Below are 21,994 nucleotides of genomic sequence, written 5' to 3' on the forward strand. Positions count from 1 at the left end.
AATCAGACTCCGTAACGATCCCGATAACTGGCTACCTTCTCGGCATGTCCGGCAAACTCCGGATTGGCTTTAAGATAGTCCAAAACCTGTTCGAGGCGAATAATGCTCACCACCGGAATGCCGAATTCCTTCTCCACTTCCTGGATGGCAGACAATTCGCCATTGCCTTTCTCCTGGCGATCCAGCGCAATCAACACGCCTGCTGGTTCGGCTCCGGCGGCCCGAATGATGTCTATGGATTCCCGGATCGCGGTGCCGGCGGTAATCACATCATCCACAATCAGCACTTTGCCCTGTAACGGTGCGCCAACAATGTTGCCGCCCTCACCATGATCTTTCTTTTCCTTGCGGTTAAACGCAAAGGGTTTGCTGTTACCATCTGTAGCCAGCGCCATGGCTGTGACTGTGGCCAACGGAATGCCCTTATAGGCTGGCCCGAAAATGATGTCATAATCCAGTCCGCTGCGTGCTATCGCGGCGGCATAGGCCTTGCTTAACTGAAGCAGGTCGTCCCCGGTATTAAACAAGCCAGCGTTAAAGAAGTAGGGGCTGGTTCGGCCCGACTTGAGCGTAAACTCACCAAAGCGTAGTACATTCCGGCGGATGGCAAATTCGATAAATTTTTGCTGATAGTCGTGCATGACAAGGCTTCTGGCGGGTGTTGATCTTTAATTAGCTCGTAAAAACGGTATCATACACACAAACCGAATCAGGGAACACGTATGCGGGTAGTATCAATCAGCGTCAATGGCCTCGCCCAGGCTGTTGAAAAAGGTTTTTTCGACTGGCTGGCGGAGCAGGACGCTGACGTGGTCTGCGTTCAGGACCATCGCATGCGGGCCTACGAGGTTGAGGACTATAACCTGATTCCGGAAGGTTACGAGGCCTACTTTATTGATGGCGAAAAGTATGAGGATGGCGGTGTCGGCATATACACCCGTCATTTCCCGAAGGCCATCATGTATGGATTTGCCAACGAACAGGCTGATCGGGAAGGCCGGTTCATTCAGGCCGATTTTGACAAGGTCTCGGTTGCCTGCGTCCTGGCGCCCTGTGCGCTGGGTCGTGAGGACGAGCTGATTGGCGAGGACGACCTGACGGTTCTCGACCACAAGGACGAATTCATGGAGTCCTTCGGTCTGCACATGCAAAAGACCCTTCGTAAGCGCCGTCAGTTCATCTTCTGCGCGAACCTGCAGACTGCCCATCACGTAACCGACGCCAGCCCGCTGTACCACAAACTGGATTTCTCCGGTTTCCTGCCCCACGAGCGTGCGTGGTTGGATCGTCTGTTCGATGAGATGGGCTGCGTTGACGGCTTCCGGGAGATCAACAAGCAGAGCAACCAGTTCACCTGGTGGCCCGAGCAGGCCGAGGGTTCCCGCAAGAATGCCGGCATCCGGGTGGATTACCAGCTGCTGACACCGGGAATCCGCAAGACCATCGAAGATGGCTGGATTGACGACTCAACCCGCTTCTCTGATCACGCCCCGGTGATCATGGATTACGACATCGAAATCGGCTTCTAAGCTCTGAGGAAGGCGCCTGCGCGGCAACGCTTTCCCAGACACGCTACAAGCACTTCCCTGTGCGCTTGAATCGGGCCATCCATGGCCCTCAACAGTCTGGGAAAGCGTTGCCACGCAGGCACCCCGGGCTTGTGAGGTTTTTCGAACAGTAGCGGGTTCGGAGGGGGAAACCTTTCCGGGACCGTCTCCGGCCAGGGAAGGCCGGAGCCGAGCGCACATGGATGTGCTTGTAGCGTGTCCCGGAAAGGTTTCCTCCTCCGGACACGCGGGCAACAAACTTAATCTGCCAGCGCCGCCTTCTGAATCTCAAACAACTGCTCAATACCCTGTTTGGCCAGAGTCAGCATGCTGTCCAGTTCTGACTGGTCGAACGGTGCACCTTCCGCAGTCCCCTGAATCTCAATGAAACCGCCCTGGTCCGTCATGATGACGTTCATGTCGGTTTCGGCTTCGGAGTCTTCCGGGTAGTCCAGATCCACCACCGGGGTGCCTTTGTAAACACCGACTGAAAGCGCGGCGACCATCTGCTTGAGCGGAGATTTCTTGAGGCGCTTGTCAGCAACCAGGTGGTTCAGGGCATCAACCAGTGCCACGCAGCCGCCGGTGATGGCTGCGGTGCGGGTGCCGCCATCGGCCTGGATGACATCGCAGTCAATGGTGATGGAGTGTTCACCGAGAGCGGTCAGATCCACCGCTGCACGCAGGGAGCGGCCAATCAGGCGCTGGATTTCGACGGTCCGGCCACCCTGTTTGCCGCGGGCGGCTTCCCGGCCCATTCGGCTGCCGGTAGAGCGGGGCAGCATGCCGTATTCGGCGGTGATCCAGCCCTTGCCTTCACCCCTCAGAAACGGAGGAACCTTGTTTTCGATGGAGGCAGTGCAGATGACTTTTGTGTCCCCGAATTCCACCAGCACCGAGCCTTCGGCATGGCGGGTATAGTTGCGGGTGATTCGAACATCTCTGGGTTGCTCGGGCGTTCTGCCGCTTGGACGCATAGTGTTTCCTGAAGTCAGTATTGAATGTCCGGGCGCATGTCCCGGGAGAACGTTTGTCGAAAAGGTCGGTCAGTATAACACGTTGGGGTTGGCCTTTTGTCCGGTTCGCCGTCGCTGTTAAGAGCCTGTTAAACTTGAGTGATCCATATCTATCGAAGCGGAGCTGACATGATCCGAAGTATGACCGCATTTGCCCGCAAGGACGTCCAGGGAGACTGGGGAACGTTGACCTGTGAAATCCGGACTGTGAATCACCGGTATCTCGAACCCTCCTTCCGCCTGCCGGACGCGTTTCGGGAGCTGGAAAACCGGTTCCGGGAAGAGCTGAGGAAGCAGTTGAAACGGGGCAAGGTGGATGTATCCATGCGTTTGCAGTCGGCAGAGAAAGGTTCGCAAAGCTTCGAGATCAGCGAAGACATGGCCCAGGCGGTGAACGAGGCGGCCAACCATATCAACCGGATTCTGGATAACCCGGCCCACATCAATGCCCTGGACATACTCAGGTGGCCGGGCGTGCTGTCAGTGCCCGAGCAGGACTACAGTCCTGCCAAGGACGCCGCTGTTGGCCTGTTCGAGCAGACCGTGGCCGAACTCGCTTCAGTACGTGAGCGAGAGGGTGAGCGTCTGCGGCCACTGTTTGAGGAGCGCCTTAACACCATGGGCAATCTCGTCGCCGAGGTTCGTAAACGTATGCCGGAATTGCTCGAGGCCCAGGAAAAAACACTTCGGGACCGGTTCGAAAAAGCGAAAGTGGAGTTGGATGCCGATCGGGTTGCCCAGGAGATGGTGATGCTGGCCCAGAAGAGCGATGTGGCCGAGGAGCTTGACCGGCTGGATGCCCATATTGGTGAGGTGTCCGATACCCTGAAAAGCGAAGATGCCATTGGTCGGCGGCTGGATTTTCTCATGCAGGAGCTGAATCGAGAGGCCAACACCCTGAGCAGCAAGAGCATTGATGCCGGCGTTACCCGCACTGCAGTGGATCTCAAGGTTCTGATCGAGCAGATGCGAGAGCAGGTTCAGAATCTGGAATAAGCCGGATCTCTCCGCCGGTGGTCAGTTCAGTTTGAGGTCGCTCAGTTCCGCCGGCAGTTCGAATATCATCTTGCGCTTGTTCAGAGGACAGTCGAATTCGAGGTAAAAGGCGAGAAGTTGCAGGGGGGCGCCGGCCGGTCGCCCGTAAAGGCGATCACCGATGATCGGATGGCCTAGGCCCGCCAGATGCCGGCGAATCTGGTGTTTTCGTCCGGTTTCGATACTGACTTCCACCAGCGAAGTTTCCCCGGTTTCGTCCAGCTCGAGCGTTGATACACGGCTGACGGCCGCCTTGCCCTCGACGGGCGCATCAACGAGCTGCTCTCGAGCGTCCATAAGGCCGGCCACTCGCGCCTGGTAGTGTTTGGTCATGGTCCGCCCCGAAAAAAATTGGGAAAGGGCGCCGGCCGCTTTCGAATCATGGGCGATCAGCATCAGCCCGGCAGCGTCGGCGTCGAGCCTGTGGATCAGGTGGCATGGTTGCTCAAGCTGGATTTCGGCCAGGCGAAGCAAACTGCAGTGGTCGCCCCACTGGGAGCCCTGGGCCAGAAGTCCATGAGGTTTGAACCAGACGGTGTAGCGCCCCGCATTCTCCAGGAGAGTAGGCTCTTCCGGTTTCCTCTCAAGCACCTTCTCGTCGTAGTAAAGCTGCAGTCGGATACCCGGTTTTAACTCCTTTGTGGCACGGCGTAGCCGAAGGCGCTTGCCTTTGTGAGTCCACCAGCAGGCGCCTTTGGTCATCGCGTCCTTGATTTTCTGACGCGAAAGCCCGGGGGCCGCCTCGCTCAGGGCGTCGATGGCTTTGCCGGGCTGCTTCACGGTGATGTCGATGGTAGTTCGCATGGGTTCTTGCAGTCGCTGAACAGTGGATAGGCAAATGGTATCAGCTGTCGCCCTTGTGGGGTGCGGTGTTTTGCCAAAGTCCGTATAATTCCGTGCTTTACTGGCCGGAATACGCGGCCGCCGTGTCCAGGTTTGGAGTTCTCGGGTTATGAGTCAGGCAGTTGAGCAGGGTACTCTGTACGTTATCTCCGCGCCATCCGGTGCCGGCAAGACCAGCCTTGTGGCGGAAATGCTCCGCAATGACGAGAAGCTCGGTGTTTCCGTCTCGCACACGACCCGCACCATGCGGGAGGGCGAACAGAACGGAGTGAACTACCACTTTGTCAGTCGGGCCGTGTTCGAGGCGATGATTGGCGAGGGCGACTTTCTTGAGCACGCCGATGTCTTCGGCAATTACTACGGCACTTCCCAGGCATGGGTTCGGGAAACTCTGGCAACGGGCCAGGATGTGATCCTGGAGATCGACTGGCAGGGTGCCGCGCAGGTGCGACGGCTTATTCCAGAGTGTGTCAGTATCTTCATCGTGCCACCGTCGCCGGAAGTACTGCGCGAGCGACTGGTCGGGCGTGGCACCGATGCGCCGGAGGTCGTAGAGCGGCGCCTGGCCGAGGCTGAGGAAGAGTGCCGCCACGCGGTGGAGTTCGACTTTCTTGTGGTCAATGACGACTTCGAATCCGCTCTCGGAGATCTGCTCGCGATTGTCCGGGCCCAGCGCCTTCGCATGGAAGCGCAGCAGCCAAGGCATCGGGCGTTGCTGGCGGGATTGTCCGGCCCGGCGTGATACGGGGTTTTCCTGTATACAAATTGAACCGGCCACAGTAAACTGTGCGGTCTGCTGAAACAGTCATTTTATGAGTCGGGGAAGTTATGGCACGAGTTACCGTTGAAGATTGTCTGGAAAACGTTGATAACCGCTTCCAGCTGGTAATGCTGGCAACCAAGCGTGCCCGTCAGCTCGCTACCAAGGGTGCCGAGCCGATGGTGGCTGAAGAAAATGATAAGCCGACGGTTATCGCTCTGCGCGAAATTGCCGAAGGCAAGATTACTCGTGATCTCCTCAAGGAAGAAGACGACGAGTGACCCAGCTGCGGATCCAGGTCTATAAGTATCTGTCCGCAAGCGAGAAGTATTGAAATCTGTCCCCGCGGTTTTATAGTGTATTTATAGAACGTTGCTGGAAGGACTCTGGAAGGACCCGGATGCGTGCATTCGGGTTTTTTTGTCCCTGAATTTCATGAAGTCGTGGAGGCGCGGTGTCGGCAGAGGCTACGGTTGAAGGACTGGCTCGAGAGCTAAGTTCCTATCTGGATACCACTCGCATCAATCAGGTGCGACGCGCCTATTATTATGCCGAGCAGGCCCATGAGGGCCAGATGCGCAAAAGCGGCGACCGGTACATTACTCACCCCCTGGCTGTTGCCCATATTCTCGCTGATCTCCGTCTGGACCATCAGAGCCTGATGGCGGCGATGCTTCACGATGTAATCGAAGACACCGGCATTCCCAAGGATGCCTTGGCGGAGCAGTTCGGTGACGATGTTGCGGAACTGGTGGATGGGGTCAGCAAGCTTACCCAGATCGAATTCCGGTCCCGGGCGGAAGCCCAGGCTGAAAACTTCCAGAAGATGACTCTGGCCATGGCCAGAGATATTCGGGTAATCCTGGTGAAGCTGGCGGACCGCCTTCACAATATGCGCACCCTGGGCCCAATGCCCTATGAGAAGCGCCAGCGCATTGCCACCGAGACCCTCGATATCTACGCCCCCATCGCGAACCGCCTGGGTATGCACTCCATCTGCACCGAGCTCGAGGATCTGGGGTTCACCTCCCTGTATCCGATGCGTTCGAAGTACATTTCAAAAGCGGTGGACAAGCTCAGGGGCAGCCACCGCGAAATCATCGAGGACATTCGCGGCAAACTGCAGGAAAAGTTGGAAGAGCGCGGCCTGCCGGGGCGGATTCTGGGCCGGGAAAAGCACCTGAACAGCATCTACAACAAGATGAAGTTCAAGCAGAAGTCCTTCCATGAAATCATGGATGTTTACGCGTTCCGGATCATCACCGATACCGAAGACGACTGCTACCGGATCCTGGGCGCCGTGCACAGCCTCTACAAGCCCCTCCCGGGCCGCTTCAAGGACTACATAGCCATGCCCAAGGCCAATGGCTACCAGTCCATCCACACCACCCTGTTCGGGATGCACGTGAACATCGAGATCCAGATCCGTACCGAGGAGATGGAGCATATCGCCAATAACGGTATTGCGGCGCACTGGATGTACAAGAATGAACCCAGCAGCGTGACCAGCGCCAACCAGGCCCGGGTGGACCGCTGGGTGAAGGGGCTGATGGAAATGCGGGAACGGGCCGATGACTCCATGGAGTTTATCGAGCATGTGAAGGTAGACCTGTTCCCGGACGAGATATACGTTTTCACCCCCAAGGGCCGCATCATGGAGTTGCCAAGCGGGGCAACGCCGGTGGACTTTGCCTATGCCATCCACACCGATATCGGCAACGCTACCGTCGCCTGTCGAATCAACCGCAACCTGGGTTCCCTCAGCCAGCCCCTGCAGAGTGGCCAGACCGTGGAAATTATCACTGCGCCCGGCGCCCGGCCCAACCCGGCCTGGCTCAGTTTCGTGGTGACCGGCAAGGCCCGGAGCAGCATCCGGCACGTGCTCAAGAGCCAGAAGCGCGCGGAATCACTGGAGCTCGGCCGCACCCTGCTGAAGAAATCCCTGAAGGGGTTTGGTGCGAAGCTGTCCGAGATCAGCGACGCCCAGAAGCAGGCGGTGGTGAACCACAATCAGGTGAACAGTTTTGACGATCTGATCAGTGACATCGGACTCGGCAACCGGATGGCCTACCTGGTCGCCCGTCAGCTCGCGAGCGGCTCAGAGGTTGCCGAAGCCATTGAGGCGCCCAGGGATATCGAGGGTGGCAATCACAGTCCGGTGACCATTCGTGGCACTGAGGGGCTTCTGGTAAGGTTCGCCAGCTGTTGCAAGCCGATTCCGGGAGATCCGGTGGTTGGGGTGATGGATTCCGGCAAAGGTATGGTGATTCATTCCGATACCTGCTCCCGGTTGCCCGAGGACGATGAGGGTCGGGCTCGCCTCACTCATCTTAAATGGGCCAAGGACATTACCGACGAATTTTCCGTGGAGCTAAGGGTAGAGCTGGAGCGCCAGCGCGGTGTGATTGCCGAGATGGCCAATGCGGTTGCCATGGCGGACGGCAATATCGAGCGCATTAATGTGGAAGAGCAGAACGCCCGCTTTGGCGTTGTCAGTCTCGTGGTACACGTTAATGGTCGCCGGCACCTGGCCCGGGTGATGCGCCGGATCCGCAACATTCGTGCGATCACCCACATCAGCCGTGTGCGGCACTGACCCCGACCAAAGCCCGGTTGACAGGCGCGCTACGCAAGGGCGAGGATTGGCGTTTTGGAAGAGAGGAAACCAAGGGTCATGACCAACAAATCCGTAATTCAGACCGAGAATGCGCCCCAGGCAATCGGCACATACTCCCAGGCGGTAAAGGCAGGAGATACCGTGTACCTGTCTGGCCAGATTCCGCTGGTGCCGGAAACCATGGAAGTGGTCGCCGGCGATTTCTCTGCCAAGACCCGGCAGGTATTCGATAACCTCAAGGCCGTTTGCGAAGCCGCCGGTGGCGAGCTGAAGGACATCGTGAAACTGAACATCTACATGACGGACCTGGCTAATTTCGCCACGGTCAACGAGATCATGGCCACCTATTTCCAGGAACCGTATCCGGCCCGGGCGGCGGTGGGTGTCGCGGCGCTGCCCAAGGGAGTGCCCATTGAAATGGAAGCGGTGATGGTGCTCAGCTAAGATCTGCTAACACCTGAATTGAGAAAAGGCGGCCAAGGCCGCCTTTTTTAATGCCGGAGGCTTATCCCTGGTCAATCATGGCGCGGTAGCCGGCACGGAAATCCGGATAGCGGAACTGGAAGCCGGTGCCCAGCAGTCGCTTGTTGCTGCAGCGTTTGCTCCCTGCCCGGCCGCCTTTCCGGGCATCGGGCTGCGGATATGCGCAGGGCGTTTGCTGCCTCACCCAATCTACTACCTCATCAAGTCTTACCGGCTCGCAATCGCTGGCAAGGTAGCAGGGCTCCAGTGACGCTCCCGAAAGTGCCAGCTTCACAAGGTGGGCAGCCGCCTCCGCTGCATCCTCCTCGTGAATCCGGTTACTGAACGGTGCTGGCTTCGCCGGATTCATGCGCCCCTCCCGGACCTCCTCGAGAAAACGACGCCGTGAAGGCCCGTAAATGCCGCTGTATCGAATGATTGTCGCTGGATGGCCGCTTTCCAATGCGGTCTGTTCACCGGCCAGGACCTGCTCGCCGCTGAATCGGGCCGGTTCTGTGGGGCTGGATTCATCTACCCAGCTGTCGTCATCCTGTGAATAGACACTACTGCTGCTCACAAAGAAAAGGTGCTTCAGAGACTGACTGCCGAGGGCCGCCAACAAATTTTCCAGGCCAGTCACATAGGCATCGCGATAGCCCTGCTGGTCGTAGCTGGAGGGCGTCAGGCAATAGAGGATGATATCGAGATCAGCAGGAAGTTTGCGGGCCAGGGTCTCAGGCCTGGTCAGATCGGCGCCAATGCCGTGAACGCCCTCGGGAACACGCCCGGGATTTCGCCGCAGGCCAAACACGGTGGCCGAGGTTGTCAGCCGACTGGCAATGGCGCCACCGAGTTTGCCGCAACCGGCAACGAGAATTCGGGGCGTCTTACGACTTTCAGTGATTGCCATAGACAATTTCAATCCTTATGCTTTACCTCATAAATTCGTGAAACTTCGACCCGCATCTATCTGACCGGAGCTCACCATGACTCTCACCGAGTTACGATACGTCGTTACGCTGGCCCGCGAAAGGCATTTTGGCCGGGCTGCAGAGCGTTGCCATGTCAGCCAGCCAACGCTCAGTGTTGCTGTGAAAAAGCTGGAAGACGAGCTCGGTATCCCTCTATTCGAGCGAAGCAAAAGCAGCATCCGCGTAACCGAAACCGGTCTGCGCATTATCGAGCAGGCCCAGCGGGTGCTCGATCAGGTCGGCCTGATCAAAGACATGGCTCAGGATGGCAAGAACCAGCTCAATTCGCCTCTGAAGGTCGGTGCGATCTACACCATCGGTCCCTATCTGTTCCCGCACCTGCTCCCGGAATTGAGGCGTGCGGCCCCGGAAATGCCGCTCTATATCGAAGAGAACTACACCGCCAACCTGAGGCAGAAACTCCGGCAGTCTGAGCTGGATGCCATCATTATTGCCCTGCCGTTCGAGGAGCCGGAAGTGGTTACCCTGCCGCTCTACGACGAGCCTTTCGTGGTGTTGCTGCCCGCCGGGCATCCTCTGGCCAGCAAGGAGCAGTTGACTGCCGACGAGCTGGCCAAGGAGCAATTACTATTGCTCGGGCCCGGACATTGTTTCCGGGATCAGGTTCTGGAATCCTGCCCACCGCTGGTAGAGGCCGTAACCCACCGGGCAAACAACGGCTCACCGGCGCTGGTGACCGAAGGCAGTTCTCTGGAAACCATCCGCCATATGGTCGCTTCCGGCCTGGGTATCACGGTATTACCGCTCTCGGCCGCCACCGCCATGCAGTACCACGAGGACATTCTGGCCGTTCGACCGTTTGCGCCCCCGGTGCCGTTCCGCACAGTGGCTCTGGCCTGGCGGGTTACGTTCCCGCGGCCCAAGGCTATTGATGTGCTCTCCCTGGCTGCCAGCCAGTGCCGGGTAATCGAAAAGGCGAAAACAGACACACCGGTTGTGGCTGAAAGCGCCTGAGCCTGACTATGACGTCACTGGATGACATACCGGTCACCCAGCTCAAGGGCGTAGGCAACGCCCTGGCAGAAAAGCTCGCCAAGCTGGGTATTACCTCCCTGCAGGACCTGCTGTTTCACCTGCCTCATCGATACGAAGACAGAACCCGGGTAATACCCATGGGAAGTCTTCGCATCGGTGATGTGGCCGTGGTGGAAGGGGAGGTTATGAAAGCGGACCTGATCATGGGTCGCAGACGCAGTTTGCAAGTAACCCTCCGGGATAACAGCGGGTTTCTGGTGATGCGCTTTTTTCATTTCAACGCGGCCCAGAAAAACCAGTTGAGCGAGGGCGCCAGGGTTCGCTGCTTTGGCGAAGTCCGGCCCGGGCGCGCAGGTTATGAGTTCTACCACCCTGAGTACCAGATCAATCCGCCGCCCATGCCGGCGGAAGGTGATGCGACCCTGACCCCGGTTTACCCGCTTACAGAGGGCATCCAGCAGCCACGCGTCCGCTCGCTCTGCCAGCAGGCTCTGGCCTATCTTGACCGGTTCCCGATCCGTGACTGGTTGCCCGGGAACCTGCTGGCCGAGTATCAGCTGCCCGGAATCACCGAAGCTGTCCAGCTGGTGCATTCCCCGCCAGCCAGCGCGCCGGTCAACCTGCTTATGGAAGGACGCCATCCGGCGCAACAGCGCCTGGTGATGGAGGAACTGCTGGCCCATCAGCTGAGCTTGCTCCAGGTACGTGAGCAGATTCAGGCCCGTGAAGCGCTCCCGCTCCTGCCCACGGGGGATTTGCCCGAGCGTTTCCTGGATTCCCTGCCCTTTGCACTCACCGGTGCCCAGCGCCATGTGCTGGCCGACATCCGTCAGGACCTGAGCCAGCCACTGCCGATGCTCCGGCTTGTTCAGGGCGATGTTGGCTCGGGCAAGACCGTCGTCGCGGCATTGGCGGCGTTGCAGGCTATTGGCGCCGGTGCACAAGTAGCCCTGATGGCGCCCACCGAAATCCTTGCCGAACAGCATTTTCAGAATTTCCGGGCATGGCTGGAGCCTCTGGGCATCCGTCTCGCGTGGCTATCCGGGAAGGTAAAAGGAAAGACCCGGACGGAAACGCTGGAAGCGGTCCAGTCAGGGGATGCCGCCGTGGTGATCGGCACCCATGCCCTGTTTCAGGACGATGTCACGTTCCACCGTCTTGCCCTGGTCATCGTCGATGAACAGCATCGTTTCGGCGTCCACCAGAGGCTGGCCTTGCGGGAAAAGGGTGTCGGTGGCTCACTGGCACCTCACCAGTTGATCATGACCGCGACACCCATTCCCCGTACGCTTGCCATGAGCGCCTATGCCGATCTCGATACCTCGGTGATTGATGAACTGCCTCCAGGACGGAAGCCGATCGAAACCATCGTGATTCCCGACAGCCGCAGGGAAGATGTGATTGAACGGGTTCGGGGCGCCTGCCGGGAAGGTCGACAGGCCTATTGGGTTTGCACTCTGATCGAGGAATCCGAGGCTCTGCAGTGTCAAGCTGCGGAGGTGACTGCCCAGGAGCTTGCCGAGCGATTGCCGGACCTGAAAGTGGGGCTGGTGCATGGCCGGCTCAAGGCTCAGGAAAAGGCGGCGGTGATGGAGCAGTTCAAAGTTGGCGAGCTGGACCTGCTGGTGGCCACAACGGTCATTGAAGTAGGCGTTGATGTACCCAATGCCTCGCTGATCATCATTGAGAATCCGGAGCGCCTCGGCCTGGCCCAGTTGCATCAGCTTCGCGGTCGGGTTGGCCGGGGGGAGCAGGCGAGTTTTTGTGTGTTGATGTATCACCCGCCCCTGTCTGCCAATGGCAAGGCCCGCCTGCAGGCGCTCAGGGACAGCCAGGATGGCTTCTTTATTGCCGAGAAAGACCTGGAGATTCGAGGGCCGGGCGAAGTTTTGGGTACCCGGCAAACCGGTATGATGCAGTTTCGTCTGGCCGACTTCGAACGCGACAAGGGCTGGATTGAGCCAGTTCGGAAAATGGCACCGGGCCTGATGGTCCATCCGGAAATTGTCCGGGCTCTAGTTCGCCGATGGCTCGGCGACCGGACGCGCTATGGCGACGTGTGAAGGCGTCCAATGAGCCTTCGAAAGCGTATGAAATCGCTTTGGAAATAGAGTTCAGTCAACGTCAGGGCCATTTCTTTGCCCTATACTGAATTTAATGTGATTTTCTCACTCGGATTATCCGACGGAAAACAGCAATATTCGGGAGAACTTTATGGAATTACCTGTCGCAGTTCAGCAGGCCCTGGGCGAGACCGCAGCTGGTGTATCGCTAAGGGATGCAGGCCAGGCGAGCCGGACAGAACTGTTGCGAATGGTTCTGCTCAATGATGAGCAAGGGAACCTTCAGGTAATCTGCCGCCGCGACGATCTGATTGACCTGGAGCAGTTGAACAAGCAACTGGGCCGGGACCTGCGACTGATGAAGCGTCGCGAGCAGCTGCGGGTTCGGGAGAGGGCTGGCCTCAAGGCACTCCCGGCATTGCCATCACTGACAGGCTGGCCAACCGTGGTCGATGAACGCGTGGATGAGCTGCCCTCGGTCGCCCTGGAACTGGGCGAGCAGAATCTGGCGATGGTCATGCCTGCAGAGGACTTCCGGGCCCTGACGGACAAGGCCGACAGGCGTTCCTTTGCCGTTGCTCCGGAGTCCATTAAGGTTAACCTTGATGACCACGGCAAGGACCGGGAGCAATTTCATTCCGCCATTAAAAAGTTTACCAGCCTGAGAATACAGCAACGGCTTGAAGACACCCTGGAGCTGCCGCCGTTGCCGGAAACCGCCCAGAGGATTATCCATCTTCGGGTTAATCCTAACGCCGTTATGGGCGATTTGGTGGATATTGTGGAGAGCGATCCAAGCCTCGCAGCGCAGGTGGTAAGCTGGGCCTCGTCGTCGTTCTATGCGGCAGCGGGCCAGGTGAAGTCGGTGCACGACGCCGTCTCCCGGGTGCTTGGGTTTGATCTGGTGATGAACCTTGCAATGGGGCTTTCCCTCGGGCGGGCGCTCAAACAGCCACAGGATCATCCAGACGGCTACGTGGATTACTGGCAGCAGGCGATCTGGCAGGCCCAGTCAGCCGGCATCCTGGCCAGCATGATGCCACGGGGCGAGCGGCCGGTGTTCGGCCTTGCCTATCTTGGCGGTCTCCTCCACAACTTTGGCCATCTGGTGCTTGCGCAGGTTTTTCCACCTCATTTCAAGCTGGTGTGCCGTTCCCTTGAGGTGAACCCAGATATCGATTCCTCAGTCACCGAGCATTATTTTCTTGGCATCACCCGGGAACAGATTGCGGCCCAGTTGATGGAAAACTGGGGCATGCCGGATGAGGTTACCCTGGCGATCCGTTATCAGAAAAACCCGTCTTACGATGGCAGCCACAGCGTTTATGCCCGGTTGCTCTGGTTGGGCCGGCAGCTGTTGACCGCCCGTGGCGTGGCATTGGGTGCGGGGGAAGACGTCAGCCAGTCATTTTATGACGAGTTGGGGCTGAATCGGGAACAGGTTGAAGAGCAGTTCGACGAGCTGGTGAACAGCAAGGACAGCGTTATGGCCATGGCCGGCATGATGAGCCAGTAAGGTCAGCATTCCCATATTTTGACTCAAAAAAAGCCGGCCCAGAGGCCGGCAAGCTCACCCGCTTTATTGCAGAGTCGTCCAAACTTATCAGGAGAAAACAACGTTAGGTGGCACCTGCCGCAGATGATAGGTGCCTCCCTGTTTTCAATTTAGACCCTGATCGAGAAAAGAAAAGTCAACAGTTGTAACCTGGAAGGAATGATCGCCGTGTCAGTTTTTCAGCGCGTCAGAACCTTTTGATTTGACGAGCTAAATTATCCTTTTTGCTGATCGTCCAGTTACAAATCGTTACAAAAATAAGGTCTGACCAATTCCGTGGATGCGTCAATGGCTGACGTTAATCTGAAAAGGAATGGTGCCGGATAGCGGTTGCGGCTCGGCGAATTGCATCGGCATGCCTCTGTTCCACCTCGAAACGTTCCTTGTCCATTTTGTCCACAAACTTTGTCTCCGTTGCTTGCCGTGCCCGGTGCGTGGGCATGTGCTGCAACTGGTCATGCACTTCCTGAAATACCCTGAAAGGTGACTGCTCCAGCAACTCCGGAGCAATGTGATCGAGCAGGCCCTTGAGTCTCAGACAGGCTTCCGAGTATTCGATCTGATCCTCTTCAACCGCCATCGCAATAACATGAACACTGCGGATCATGTCTTTTCTGCGGTTGGTCTGGAACGCCTCGGCTTTGGCCTGGCGTTTGCGATTTTCCGAAAGCAGCCCCATCTGACGCCGGATGAAGACCGCCAGCATAACGATGGCGATGAGACCGGCAATAATCAGACTCCACTGCAGCCACTGGGGCATTTTCGGCTCCTTTTATGAATCAGGCCCGTTTGCGTTGGCGCTCCGGGCGCCAGACTTTGACAGTAACGGGCTGTCCATTCAATACGGAAGTGCCGGAGAGCGGATCAATTCGACCGTCGCTGAGCAAGTCGTTGATGCTCGCACCGGCATGGGCAGCCGCCACCGACTGGCCAGTGCCGTCGCGGTCATGGCCCCAGCCATGGGGAATGGATACCACGCCGGGCATGACATCTTCGGTAATCTCCACCGGCAAGACAATTTGCCTCGATTCCGAAGATATTTCTGCCGAGTCAGCGGTCTGCAAACCCAGGCGGCTGGCATCTTTGGGATGAATCATCAGGGTGCACCGGTCCTTGCCCTTAACCAGCCGCTGACTGTTGTGCATCCACGAGTTGTTGCTCCGGACGTGGCGCCGGCCAATCAGTTGCAGGGAGTCGCCGGCCGGCGCAGCCAGGGCCTCGTGCAGCCTGCCAAGGTCGTCCAGGTAGCGCCTTGGCGCAAGGTTGATCTTGCCATCGCGGGTGAACAGGCGTTCAGGCAGGGATGGCTGGAGAGGGCCCAGATCGACGCCGTTCGGGTTGTCCTTCAGGGCACTCAGGGAAAGCCCTTTCGGTAGCTCCTGCCAGTGGCGGTTCAGGGGGCTGAGCTTGGCCAGTCCACGAAGCGGGTGTCGTTTCGGCAGGATATCCATCACCAGATCGACCGCAGGCTGCAGCAAACCCCGCGCACGCCCGGCATCGGCGCCATAGGGGCCGGATCGTAAGAGCAGATCAAGGATCGGGTCTGGCCCAATCTGCTTGAAGGCACGCCAGCCGAGCTCCGCCCGCAGTGGCAGTTGTCCGCCTTTCCGGAGCTTTTCCAGCCGGTGGGCCAGTTCCAGTAGAATCTGCCAGTCATGGCGGGCACCCGGGCCGGCATCGAACAGTGCTTCGCTGTACTTGGCGAAATTGCGCACCGCAAACATGCTGAAAATCAGATCGTAGTGACTGCGTTCCAGCGCCGCGGTCGGGGGCAGGATGATATCCGCATGCCGAGTTGTTTCGTTGAGGTAATAATCCACCGAGACCATGAAGTCGAGGCCGCCCAGGGCTTCCTCCAGACGCCGGCCGTTGGGGCTGGAGAGAACGGGATTGCCGGCAACGGTGACAAAAGCCCTGATCTGCCCATCGCCTGGAATTAACATCTCATCGGCCATCGTGCTGGCCGGGTATTCTCCGCCGAATTCAGGCAGCCCCTTGACGCGGCTATGGCGCTTGCCGAAGTGACCTTTCTGACCGGCCATGGCTCCAAGCTCTACCAGATCAATCGCCGGCTGCGAGAACAGAACGCCGCCGGGCAGGTCCAGTTTTCCGGTCAGGATGTTGAGGCAGTAGGCCAGCCAGGTTGCCACACCGCCAAAGGTCTGGGTGCTTGTTCCCATGCGCGTGTAAAGAGCTGCCTTTCGCGTCGTGGCGAGTTGTCGGGTGAGGGCACGAATGTCCTCTGCGGAAATGCCGGTGTGTGCGCTGACCGCTTCCGGGGTGAAGCTGAGGGCGGCCAGGCGCAGAAGGTCTGCGTCTCTCACCAGCCTTTCCGCCGGGCCGGGATCCACCAGACCTTCTTCAAACAATGTATGCACCATGGCCATCATCAGCAGGGCATCGCTTCCGGGCCGGACGAAGTGGAATTCGTCGGCCAGCTTTGCGGTCTCGGTGCGGCGGGGGTCCACCACAACCATCTTGCCGCCGCGCTGCTTCAGGGCCTTGAGTCGCCCGCGGAAGTCCGGAACCGTCATCAGGCTGCCATTGGACGCCATGGGATTGGCACCAATGCAGATAAACAGATCCGTGTGGTCGATATCGGGAATGGGAAACAGAACCTGATGCCCGAACATCTCGAGACTGGCGAGCATGTGAGGCAACTGATCGTTGGACGTTGCCGAAAACCGGTTCTGGGTTCCGATGGCCCGCAGCAATGGCATGGTGGCAACCAGAGAGCCATGGTTGTGCACGTTCGGGTTGCCGAGGTAAACGCCGATACTGTTGCGGCCGTGGTCCTGGCGGGTCTGGTGGAGCTTTTCGGCGACCAGGTCAAACGCCTCCGCCCACTCCAGTTCCTGCCACCCGGTCCCGGTTTTGCGTATGGGCTTTTTCAGGCGGTCCGGATCTTCGTGCAGATCCTGAAGCGCAACCGCCTTCGGACAGATATGCCCCCGGCTGAGCGGATCATTCTCATCGCCCTTGATGGAAGCAATCCGGCCGTCCTTCATTTCGATCGCGACACCGCACATGGCCTCGCAAAGGTGACAGGTACGATAGTGGGTGCCGTTTTCCATGAAGGGGCTCTCCTGAAGGGTTGTTGTTTTGCTATAGCAGTTTCAATCTGCAACCAGATTAGCAGTAAATGGCTTGGATGGGGAAATAACCACCGCTTGAGCCCAGTGCAAAAAAGGCCAACCCGTAGGCTGGCCCTTTGCAATGGTTCCAGAGCTTTTACTGCTCTGCCGGGATCTCTTTGACCGGGTTGGAAATGAAGTTGAGGTAGACGCCCTGTTCAGGGATTTGCAGGGGCAGATCAATCGTCACGATTTCGCCGCCAGGTACCCCGAGTGCCCGCGCCCGGACATTAATGTCGACCAGGTTGGAGTTGCGTTGCTCAATCTGCATCCGGCCGTCATCGAAGAAGGTGATATTGCCCTCCAGTTCAAGCACAAACTCCCGACCGTACAGGTCGTGGCGGCCCCCTAGCGGGATTTCCATATCGGGCGCATCGAGCATCAATTCGGCCCGGGTCTTGAAGACCGGCTGGCCATTTTCACCCTCTGTTATTACCCCGGGTATCAGGCCAGAGCGGCTGCAGCCCGGGCCGGAACACGCCGGGTCGTCCTTGGCATAGCGCATGCGGAGGACCTGGGTATTGGTAATGGACTCCTCCTGGAGTGGGATAAATCCAAAAACACGAAGCTCTGTGAACACACTGATCGATGTGGTCGCCAACTGCGTGGGATACAGGTTCACCAGAATCCCCTCATCGCCGGTTGGCTCATAAACGCCAGGGCCAATAACTTCCGTGTTGAGGGCGTAGGTCTGGTAGATGAACTTATCTTTGGGGCAACGCTCGCCGGTCTCGCAGCCAACCCGCGCATCGGCGGTACTGGCGACAATCACGGGCGGAGAGGCTGATGCTTCGTTATTGCGGACCCTCAGTTTGGTTGAATTGGCTGAAGCGGCCCAGCCATCAGCGTCGCTGCCCTCGTGGTCAAAAGGCTCAAGACAGTCCGGGTTGGTGTTGGAGTCACAGTCGACAATGAAGTTGGCATTGGTGTCGCGAACTGGCAGGTTTCGCAGAGGTGTGAAAACGCTGTCCAGAGGTTCGGTTCCGGTGAAATAGATCACCATGTCGTCCGGTCCGTTGTTGCCATCTCCGTCATCAAGCCCTTCAAGCAGGTCGGTTTTCAGCGCCAGGCCATCGGAATCGCAAATTGAGGTGTAGCTTCCAGCCGCGCAGGTTCCTGCACCCTCCGATGACTTCAGGGTGTACCGATAGTGTGCGTCGGCTTCCCAGGGCTGGTCCGGGTAGAACCGGATCCGCTGGAGATTCTTCTCAAGCCGGCCAGGTACGTTGCTTTCCAGAACCGTGACAGACCCATTTGGTTCCTGCCTCACTTTTTCAACGATGAACGTGTCGCCTTGAATAATGGAATCCAGGTCCATGGACTTGGAGAAGACAACGGTAATGGGGCGATCTGACGGCATGGTGCTGACCGGTAGAGTGTCACCCACACCTCCATCGGAATAGCACTGTCCCAGTACGCCGGCGGAGAGATCCAGCAGACTATGATCGGTTTCGCAGGGGTAGCCCGGATAGGTGGTCAGGGCCAGGGCAGGGCGCCGAGTTACAGTGGAGCCGCCAATATCATCCAGTGAAAACTGTAACGGTGCCGCGGTGGCTGGGTTGCCGGCCAGATCGGTCAAACCATCGATGACGACTTCGTAGGCAACGCCATGGCGCAGGCCTTCGCCCGGATTCAGGATAACGGCAGTTCCGTCCAGTTGTGTCTCTAGTGTCTCAACAGGAACACCATCCGCGAACAAAGAAATTCCGGTATCAATGGAGTCCGCGGCAAGGGGCTCATCAAAGAACAGAATGACCGGATCCCCGGGGCGCTGCATGGACTGGCGCGTATCCGGAATGGCGTTGTCCGGTCCGGGCATCCAGCTGATAAGGCTGGGCGCAGTGCTGTCCAGCTCGCGCAGTAGCTCGGCGTCCAGAACCGAATCGGCATCGGTGGCCGCCTCAAGATGGAACGCGATGGTCGAGTCGGTGTATTCCTGGCCGAGAAGGTTTGGTTCCACCATTCCGATGGCATCGATGGTCAATACACCATCCTGCACCAGCGCGATGCCGCGCAACTCGACCCCCATCAGATCCTGAGAGAGCGCTGCGTTGGGCTGGGCATTTTCGGTGTTCATGGAGACATCCATAAAGAGCGTGATATGTCTGGGCGCGTTAATGTCATCGGTGTAGGGGTTGGGGCTCAGGTACCCGGATGCGTCTGACAACATAGTGACCTTGATGTTGCCAGTGGTCTGAAGTTGGCCGGTCGCGGCGTCCAGCACAGGAACCTCGCCGCCAACCAGAACATCCAGACTGGTACTGTTCAACACGCTGCCCCGGGCGATACGCAGCGGAAGTGCCTCATCAGCCTCGAATGCCGGCGCATAAGCCAGCTCTGCAAACAGGTCGCCGGTCTGTTGGGAGGGGCCTGCTTCGCCCTGGAGCACCGAATTGAGCGTGACGCCGTTAATGACCTGGCCGTTCAGGACGGATCGGGTGACGTCTTGTTCCGCAGTACCTGCGGCCAACCCGGAATCAACAGCAGACTGCTGAAGTACGACCGTCGGGCCTGTCTCGCGGGGCGTGTATGCGATCTCCTCACTGAACCGGTCCGCTTCGGGCGAAGTCAGGCTGGCCAGGTTTTCCAGACGCAGGGTATAGGTCTGGCTGGTGTCCAGGACATCGTCCTTGCTGCCACAGTTCCTGGGCTCCTCGACCAGACAAGGGTCCACCGTTATCCGGTTGCCTTTCACCAGAACCATCGCTGGAACAACCTCTCCGTTGCTATCCAGCAGCTGGATGGAACCGCCGAGAGCCTTCCAGTCCGGATGGATCGGGTGGGTCATGGCCAGGCGGAACGTGGAGAAGCTCATGGCCTCGAACGGACTGTTGTTTGCCGGAACTTGCCAGGCGATACCAAAATCCGCGGCCGAGTTGGTTATGCTTGCTGGCCCGGAGAAACTTCCCCGAGTCTCGAACTGGATGCCGACATCGCCGACCGCGTTGGGGGTGTCGATCTGGCGACCGCCCTCCGCAGCCAGCGGTTCGCTGAACGTCACCGTGTAGTCGCCGAGCGTGTCGAGTTCCGACGAGGGAGACAGCAGCAGGCTTTTACCGCCGTCAATCCGGCTGATAGAAAAGGGCAGTGACTGTCCCTGAGATTGCAGCAGAATCTTGTTTTGGAGATCTGCGTCCTCATCGGTCAACGCATGGCTGAAGCGCAGAACAATGTCCGCTTTCGGGCTGACATCTGCCTGGCCATCAGCCGGGTAGGAATACACCACCGAGCCGGGGGAGGCTTTCTCATTCATGGTCTGTTCGTCGCCACCACAGGCGGCCAGTAACAGGGCGGGTATCAGTGCCAGTGTGTTGTTGTACTTCATGGCGTGCCCTCCTTAAAACTTCAGGGTGATGGAGCCGCTGACAACGTGAACGTCGCCGTCTGCAGTAACCGGCGTTTCGTTGCCGTCAAAATCCACCAGTGTGAAATCGCGCTCCTGCAGTTGCTGGTACTGGTAACCGATGTCCAGGCGGACGGGGTAGGCCAGCAGACGGGTGCGGTCGTAGGTGGCGCTCAGGCCGAGGCCCACGACAATCTTGTCGGTATCGAGGTAATTGATCTCGGGGTTGCGGGTAGACTTGAGCGGTGATTCCTCATAGGCAACGCCGCCCCGCACGGAAAAGTTCTTGTTGAGGGCATACTCGGCGCCGATTCGTGGAACGAGCACGTCGTCGAATTTGATCCGGCTGCCCGGTGCAACGGACTGCTGGTCCTTGATCGTATCGGAGGAAAATTCGTTTTCCAGCTCGGACCAGTTTTGCTGCTCGACGCTGCCACCAATCCGCCAGTTTTCGCCCTTGTATTGAGCGCCAAAGCCGAAGGTTTCCGGCTGGAAGGAATCAATGGTCGATACCGCCAGGCTGAGGCCGGGATCAGGAATGGTCTGGGTAACAATGATGTTGGAGTCCACCGACGTGGAGGCTGCTGATTTGGTGCGATAGGTGAACGCGGTTTCCCAGCCGTTCAGGAAACAGTCGCTCTCAGGGCAAAAGGTGCTTCCAAGATCGATATTGGTGCCAAGAATCGTTTTGAGCGAAGGTTCGGCATTGACTGCAAGGCGCTCGCGGCTGGTTTCACCACCGAGAGTAGAGACCGCATCAAGGTTCGCCTGGGCATCCAGTGTGACCCGCACCGACGCCCCGGCCGAGATTCCGCGCCATAGTGGCGTTGCACCACCAATGTTCAGGAACAGGGGCTCCTTGCCATACTTGAGAAACTGCCCGTTCTCCGAGGTCTGGGAATCGAAGGCCAGCATTTCCTTACCGTATTTCTCGACTCCGGCAATGAAACCCAGATAGATCGGGTGCTTGAATCGAGTCAACGAACCCAGATTGGTTTTCATGCCGATCAGCACGTGCTGGCTGGGAGAGTTGGCAAGGATGTCGCCGTTGGCATTCGGATTCGCAGAACGCAGCTCCTGCTCGGAGTGCAGAATGCCGGCAGTCAGTTCCCCCCGCTCGTCTTTCGTGAGGTAGGCAGGGTTGTAATAGGTGGCTGACACCTGGTCATTGAACATGGACAGTGACTGAGCTGTAGCAACATCCACGGGCATCACGCCATAAGTGGTGCCGATGTTTCCCATACTGGCATGAACGGAAACGGAGAAACCGACAGAGGCGGTGGCGATTGCAAGAGAAAATGCCCTTGACCGGGAACGGGAGGAAAAAGCCATTGATACACTCCATTACTTCGTTGTTTTTATACTCGGGCCGCGAAAGGGCGACTGGTATTTTTGTTCAAGAGCTAGTGTATTCGGCTTGTCTTTGGGGGACGTTGGCTTTTTTGACGAAAATGAAGGGCGGCAGAACCATGTATCGACAAGCGATTGTCATGACTTGAACATGTATTGGACTGAAAACAAACACAGGGAATGGTGGGCCCAGCTGGACTCGAACCAGCGACCAAGGGATTATGAGTCCCCTGCTCTAACCAACTGAGCTATAGGCCCGTTCAGCGAACGCTGTTTTGAAAGGTGTTTCCTGAGGGGAAACA

At 58.1% G+C, this 21,994-nt stretch carries 17 protein-coding genes and 1 tRNA gene; 9 read left to right on the plus strand and 9 right to left on the minus strand.

Annotated elements, in window-relative coordinates; all coding sequences use genetic code 11:
- Positions 1-2 precede the first annotated feature (2 nt).
- Positions 3-641 carry an orotate phosphoribosyltransferase gene (pyrE, locus tag J3362_RS15420; RefSeq protein WP_008174208.1) on the minus strand — a complete coding sequence of 213 codons (639 nt, stop codon included), beginning with the start codon at positions 639-641 and terminating at the stop codon, positions 3-5.
- An 81-nt stretch (positions 642-722) separates the two neighbouring features.
- Between pyrE and J3362_RS15425 the strand changes: the two genes are divergently transcribed.
- Positions 723-1,529 (plus strand): exodeoxyribonuclease III, encoded by an 807-nt coding sequence (locus tag J3362_RS15425; protein WP_349520832.1) that lies wholly within the window; start codon positions 723-725, stop codon positions 1,527-1,529.
- Positions 1,530-1,807: 278 nt separating this feature from the next.
- On the opposite strand, the gene rph is transcribed toward J3362_RS15425, so the two are convergent.
- The gene (rph, locus tag J3362_RS15430) at positions 1,808-2,524 is read right to left on the minus strand and encodes a ribonuclease PH (protein WP_349520833.1); all 717 of its coding nucleotides are present in this window, start codon (positions 2,522-2,524) and stop codon (positions 1,808-1,810) included.
- A gap of 168 nt (positions 2,525-2,692) precedes the next feature.
- Here rph and J3362_RS15435 point away from each other — a divergent pair, with 168 nt between their 5' ends.
- Entirely contained in the window at positions 2,693-3,559 is an 867-nt protein-coding gene (locus tag J3362_RS15435) for a YicC/YloC family endoribonuclease (protein WP_349520834.1), read from the plus strand.
- Between the two features lie 21 nt (positions 3,560-3,580).
- Here the strand turns inward: J3362_RS15435 and J3362_RS15440 are convergent, their stop codons facing one another.
- Positions 3,581-4,402, minus strand: coding sequence for an RluA family pseudouridine synthase (locus J3362_RS15440; RefSeq protein WP_349520836.1), 822 nt, complete (start codon positions 4,400-4,402; stop codon positions 3,581-3,583).
- 148 nt (positions 4,403-4,550) lie between these two features.
- On the opposite strand from J3362_RS15440, the gene gmk reads away from it, so the two are divergent.
- The 4 genes from gmk (at position 4,551) to ridA (ending at position 8,262) form a co-directional block, all read left to right on the plus strand.
- A complete protein-coding gene (gmk, locus tag J3362_RS15445) occupies positions 4,551-5,183 on the plus strand; it encodes a guanylate kinase (protein WP_349520837.1) in 633 nt (210 codons plus the stop codon).
- Between the two features lie 86 nt (positions 5,184-5,269).
- The gene (gene rpoZ, locus J3362_RS15450; protein WP_008169593.1) at positions 5,270-5,482 is read left to right on the plus strand and encodes a DNA-directed RNA polymerase subunit omega; all 213 of its coding nucleotides are present in this window, start codon (positions 5,270-5,272) and stop codon (positions 5,480-5,482) included.
- Positions 5,483-5,655: 173 nt separating this feature from the next.
- A complete protein-coding gene (locus tag J3362_RS15455) occupies positions 5,656-7,797 on the plus strand; it encodes a RelA/SpoT family protein (RefSeq protein WP_014575900.1) in 2,142 nt (713 codons plus the stop codon).
- 78 nt (positions 7,798-7,875) lie between these two features.
- Complete coding sequence (gene ridA / locus J3362_RS15460) at positions 7,876-8,262, plus strand: deaminase RidA (protein ID WP_008169589.1); 387 nt, start codon at positions 7,876-7,878, stop codon at positions 8,260-8,262.
- Between the two features lie 61 nt (positions 8,263-8,323).
- Here ridA and J3362_RS15465 read toward each other — a convergent pair whose 3' ends face one another.
- Positions 8,324-9,190, minus strand: coding sequence for an NAD-dependent epimerase/dehydratase family protein (locus J3362_RS15465; RefSeq protein ID WP_349520840.1), 867 nt, complete (start codon positions 9,188-9,190; stop codon positions 8,324-8,326).
- Between the two features lie 76 nt (positions 9,191-9,266).
- Here J3362_RS15465 and J3362_RS15470 point away from each other — a divergent pair, with 76 nt between their 5' ends.
- The 3 genes from J3362_RS15470 (at position 9,267) to J3362_RS15480 (ending at position 13,826) form a co-directional block, all read left to right on the plus strand.
- Complete coding sequence (locus J3362_RS15470) at positions 9,267-10,226, plus strand: hydrogen peroxide-inducible genes activator (protein WP_053114223.1); 960 nt, start codon at positions 9,267-9,269, stop codon at positions 10,224-10,226.
- Positions 10,227-10,234: 8 nt separating this feature from the next.
- Positions 10,235-12,310, plus strand: a complete 2,076-nt coding sequence (recG, locus tag J3362_RS15475; RefSeq protein ID WP_349520842.1) for an ATP-dependent DNA helicase RecG — start codon at positions 10,235-10,237, stop codon at positions 12,308-12,310.
- A gap of 151 nt (positions 12,311-12,461) precedes the next feature.
- Positions 12,462-13,826, plus strand: a complete 1,365-nt coding sequence (locus J3362_RS15480; RefSeq protein WP_349520844.1) for an aminoacyl-tRNA deacylase and HDOD domain-containing protein — start codon at positions 12,462-12,464, stop codon at positions 13,824-13,826.
- 337 nt (positions 13,827-14,163) lie between these two features.
- Here J3362_RS15480 and J3362_RS15485 read toward each other — a convergent pair whose 3' ends face one another.
- The 5 genes from J3362_RS15485 to J3362_RS15505 form a co-directional block, all read right to left on the minus strand.
- On the minus strand, positions 14,164-14,625 hold the full coding sequence (locus J3362_RS15485) for a DUF2489 domain-containing protein (RefSeq protein ID WP_349520845.1): 462 nt from the start codon (positions 14,623-14,625) through the stop codon (positions 14,164-14,166).
- A 19-nt stretch (positions 14,626-14,644) separates the two neighbouring features.
- Positions 14,645-16,939, minus strand: a complete 2,295-nt coding sequence (locus J3362_RS15490; protein ID WP_349520847.1) for a molybdopterin-dependent oxidoreductase — start codon at positions 16,937-16,939, stop codon at positions 14,645-14,647.
- 157 nt (positions 16,940-17,096) lie between these two features.
- Positions 17,097-20,324: an Ig-like domain-containing domain gene (locus J3362_RS15495; RefSeq protein WP_349520848.1), complete on the minus strand. Its 3,228-nt coding sequence runs from the start codon at positions 20,322-20,324 to the stop codon at positions 17,097-17,099.
- Positions 20,325-20,336: 12 nt separating this feature from the next.
- Positions 20,337-21,674, minus strand: a complete 1,338-nt coding sequence (gene aupA, locus J3362_RS15500; RefSeq protein WP_349520850.1) for an alkane uptake protein AupA — start codon at positions 21,672-21,674, stop codon at positions 20,337-20,339.
- Between the two features lie 199 nt (positions 21,675-21,873).
- Positions 21,874-21,950 (minus strand) — tRNA-Ile (locus J3362_RS15505).
- Between the last annotated feature and the right edge of the window lie 44 nt (positions 21,951-21,994).

Source organism: Marinobacter sp. NFXS11, from assembly GCF_040148675.1.
Taxonomy (GTDB): domain Bacteria; phylum Pseudomonadota; class Gammaproteobacteria; order Pseudomonadales; family Oleiphilaceae; genus Marinobacter.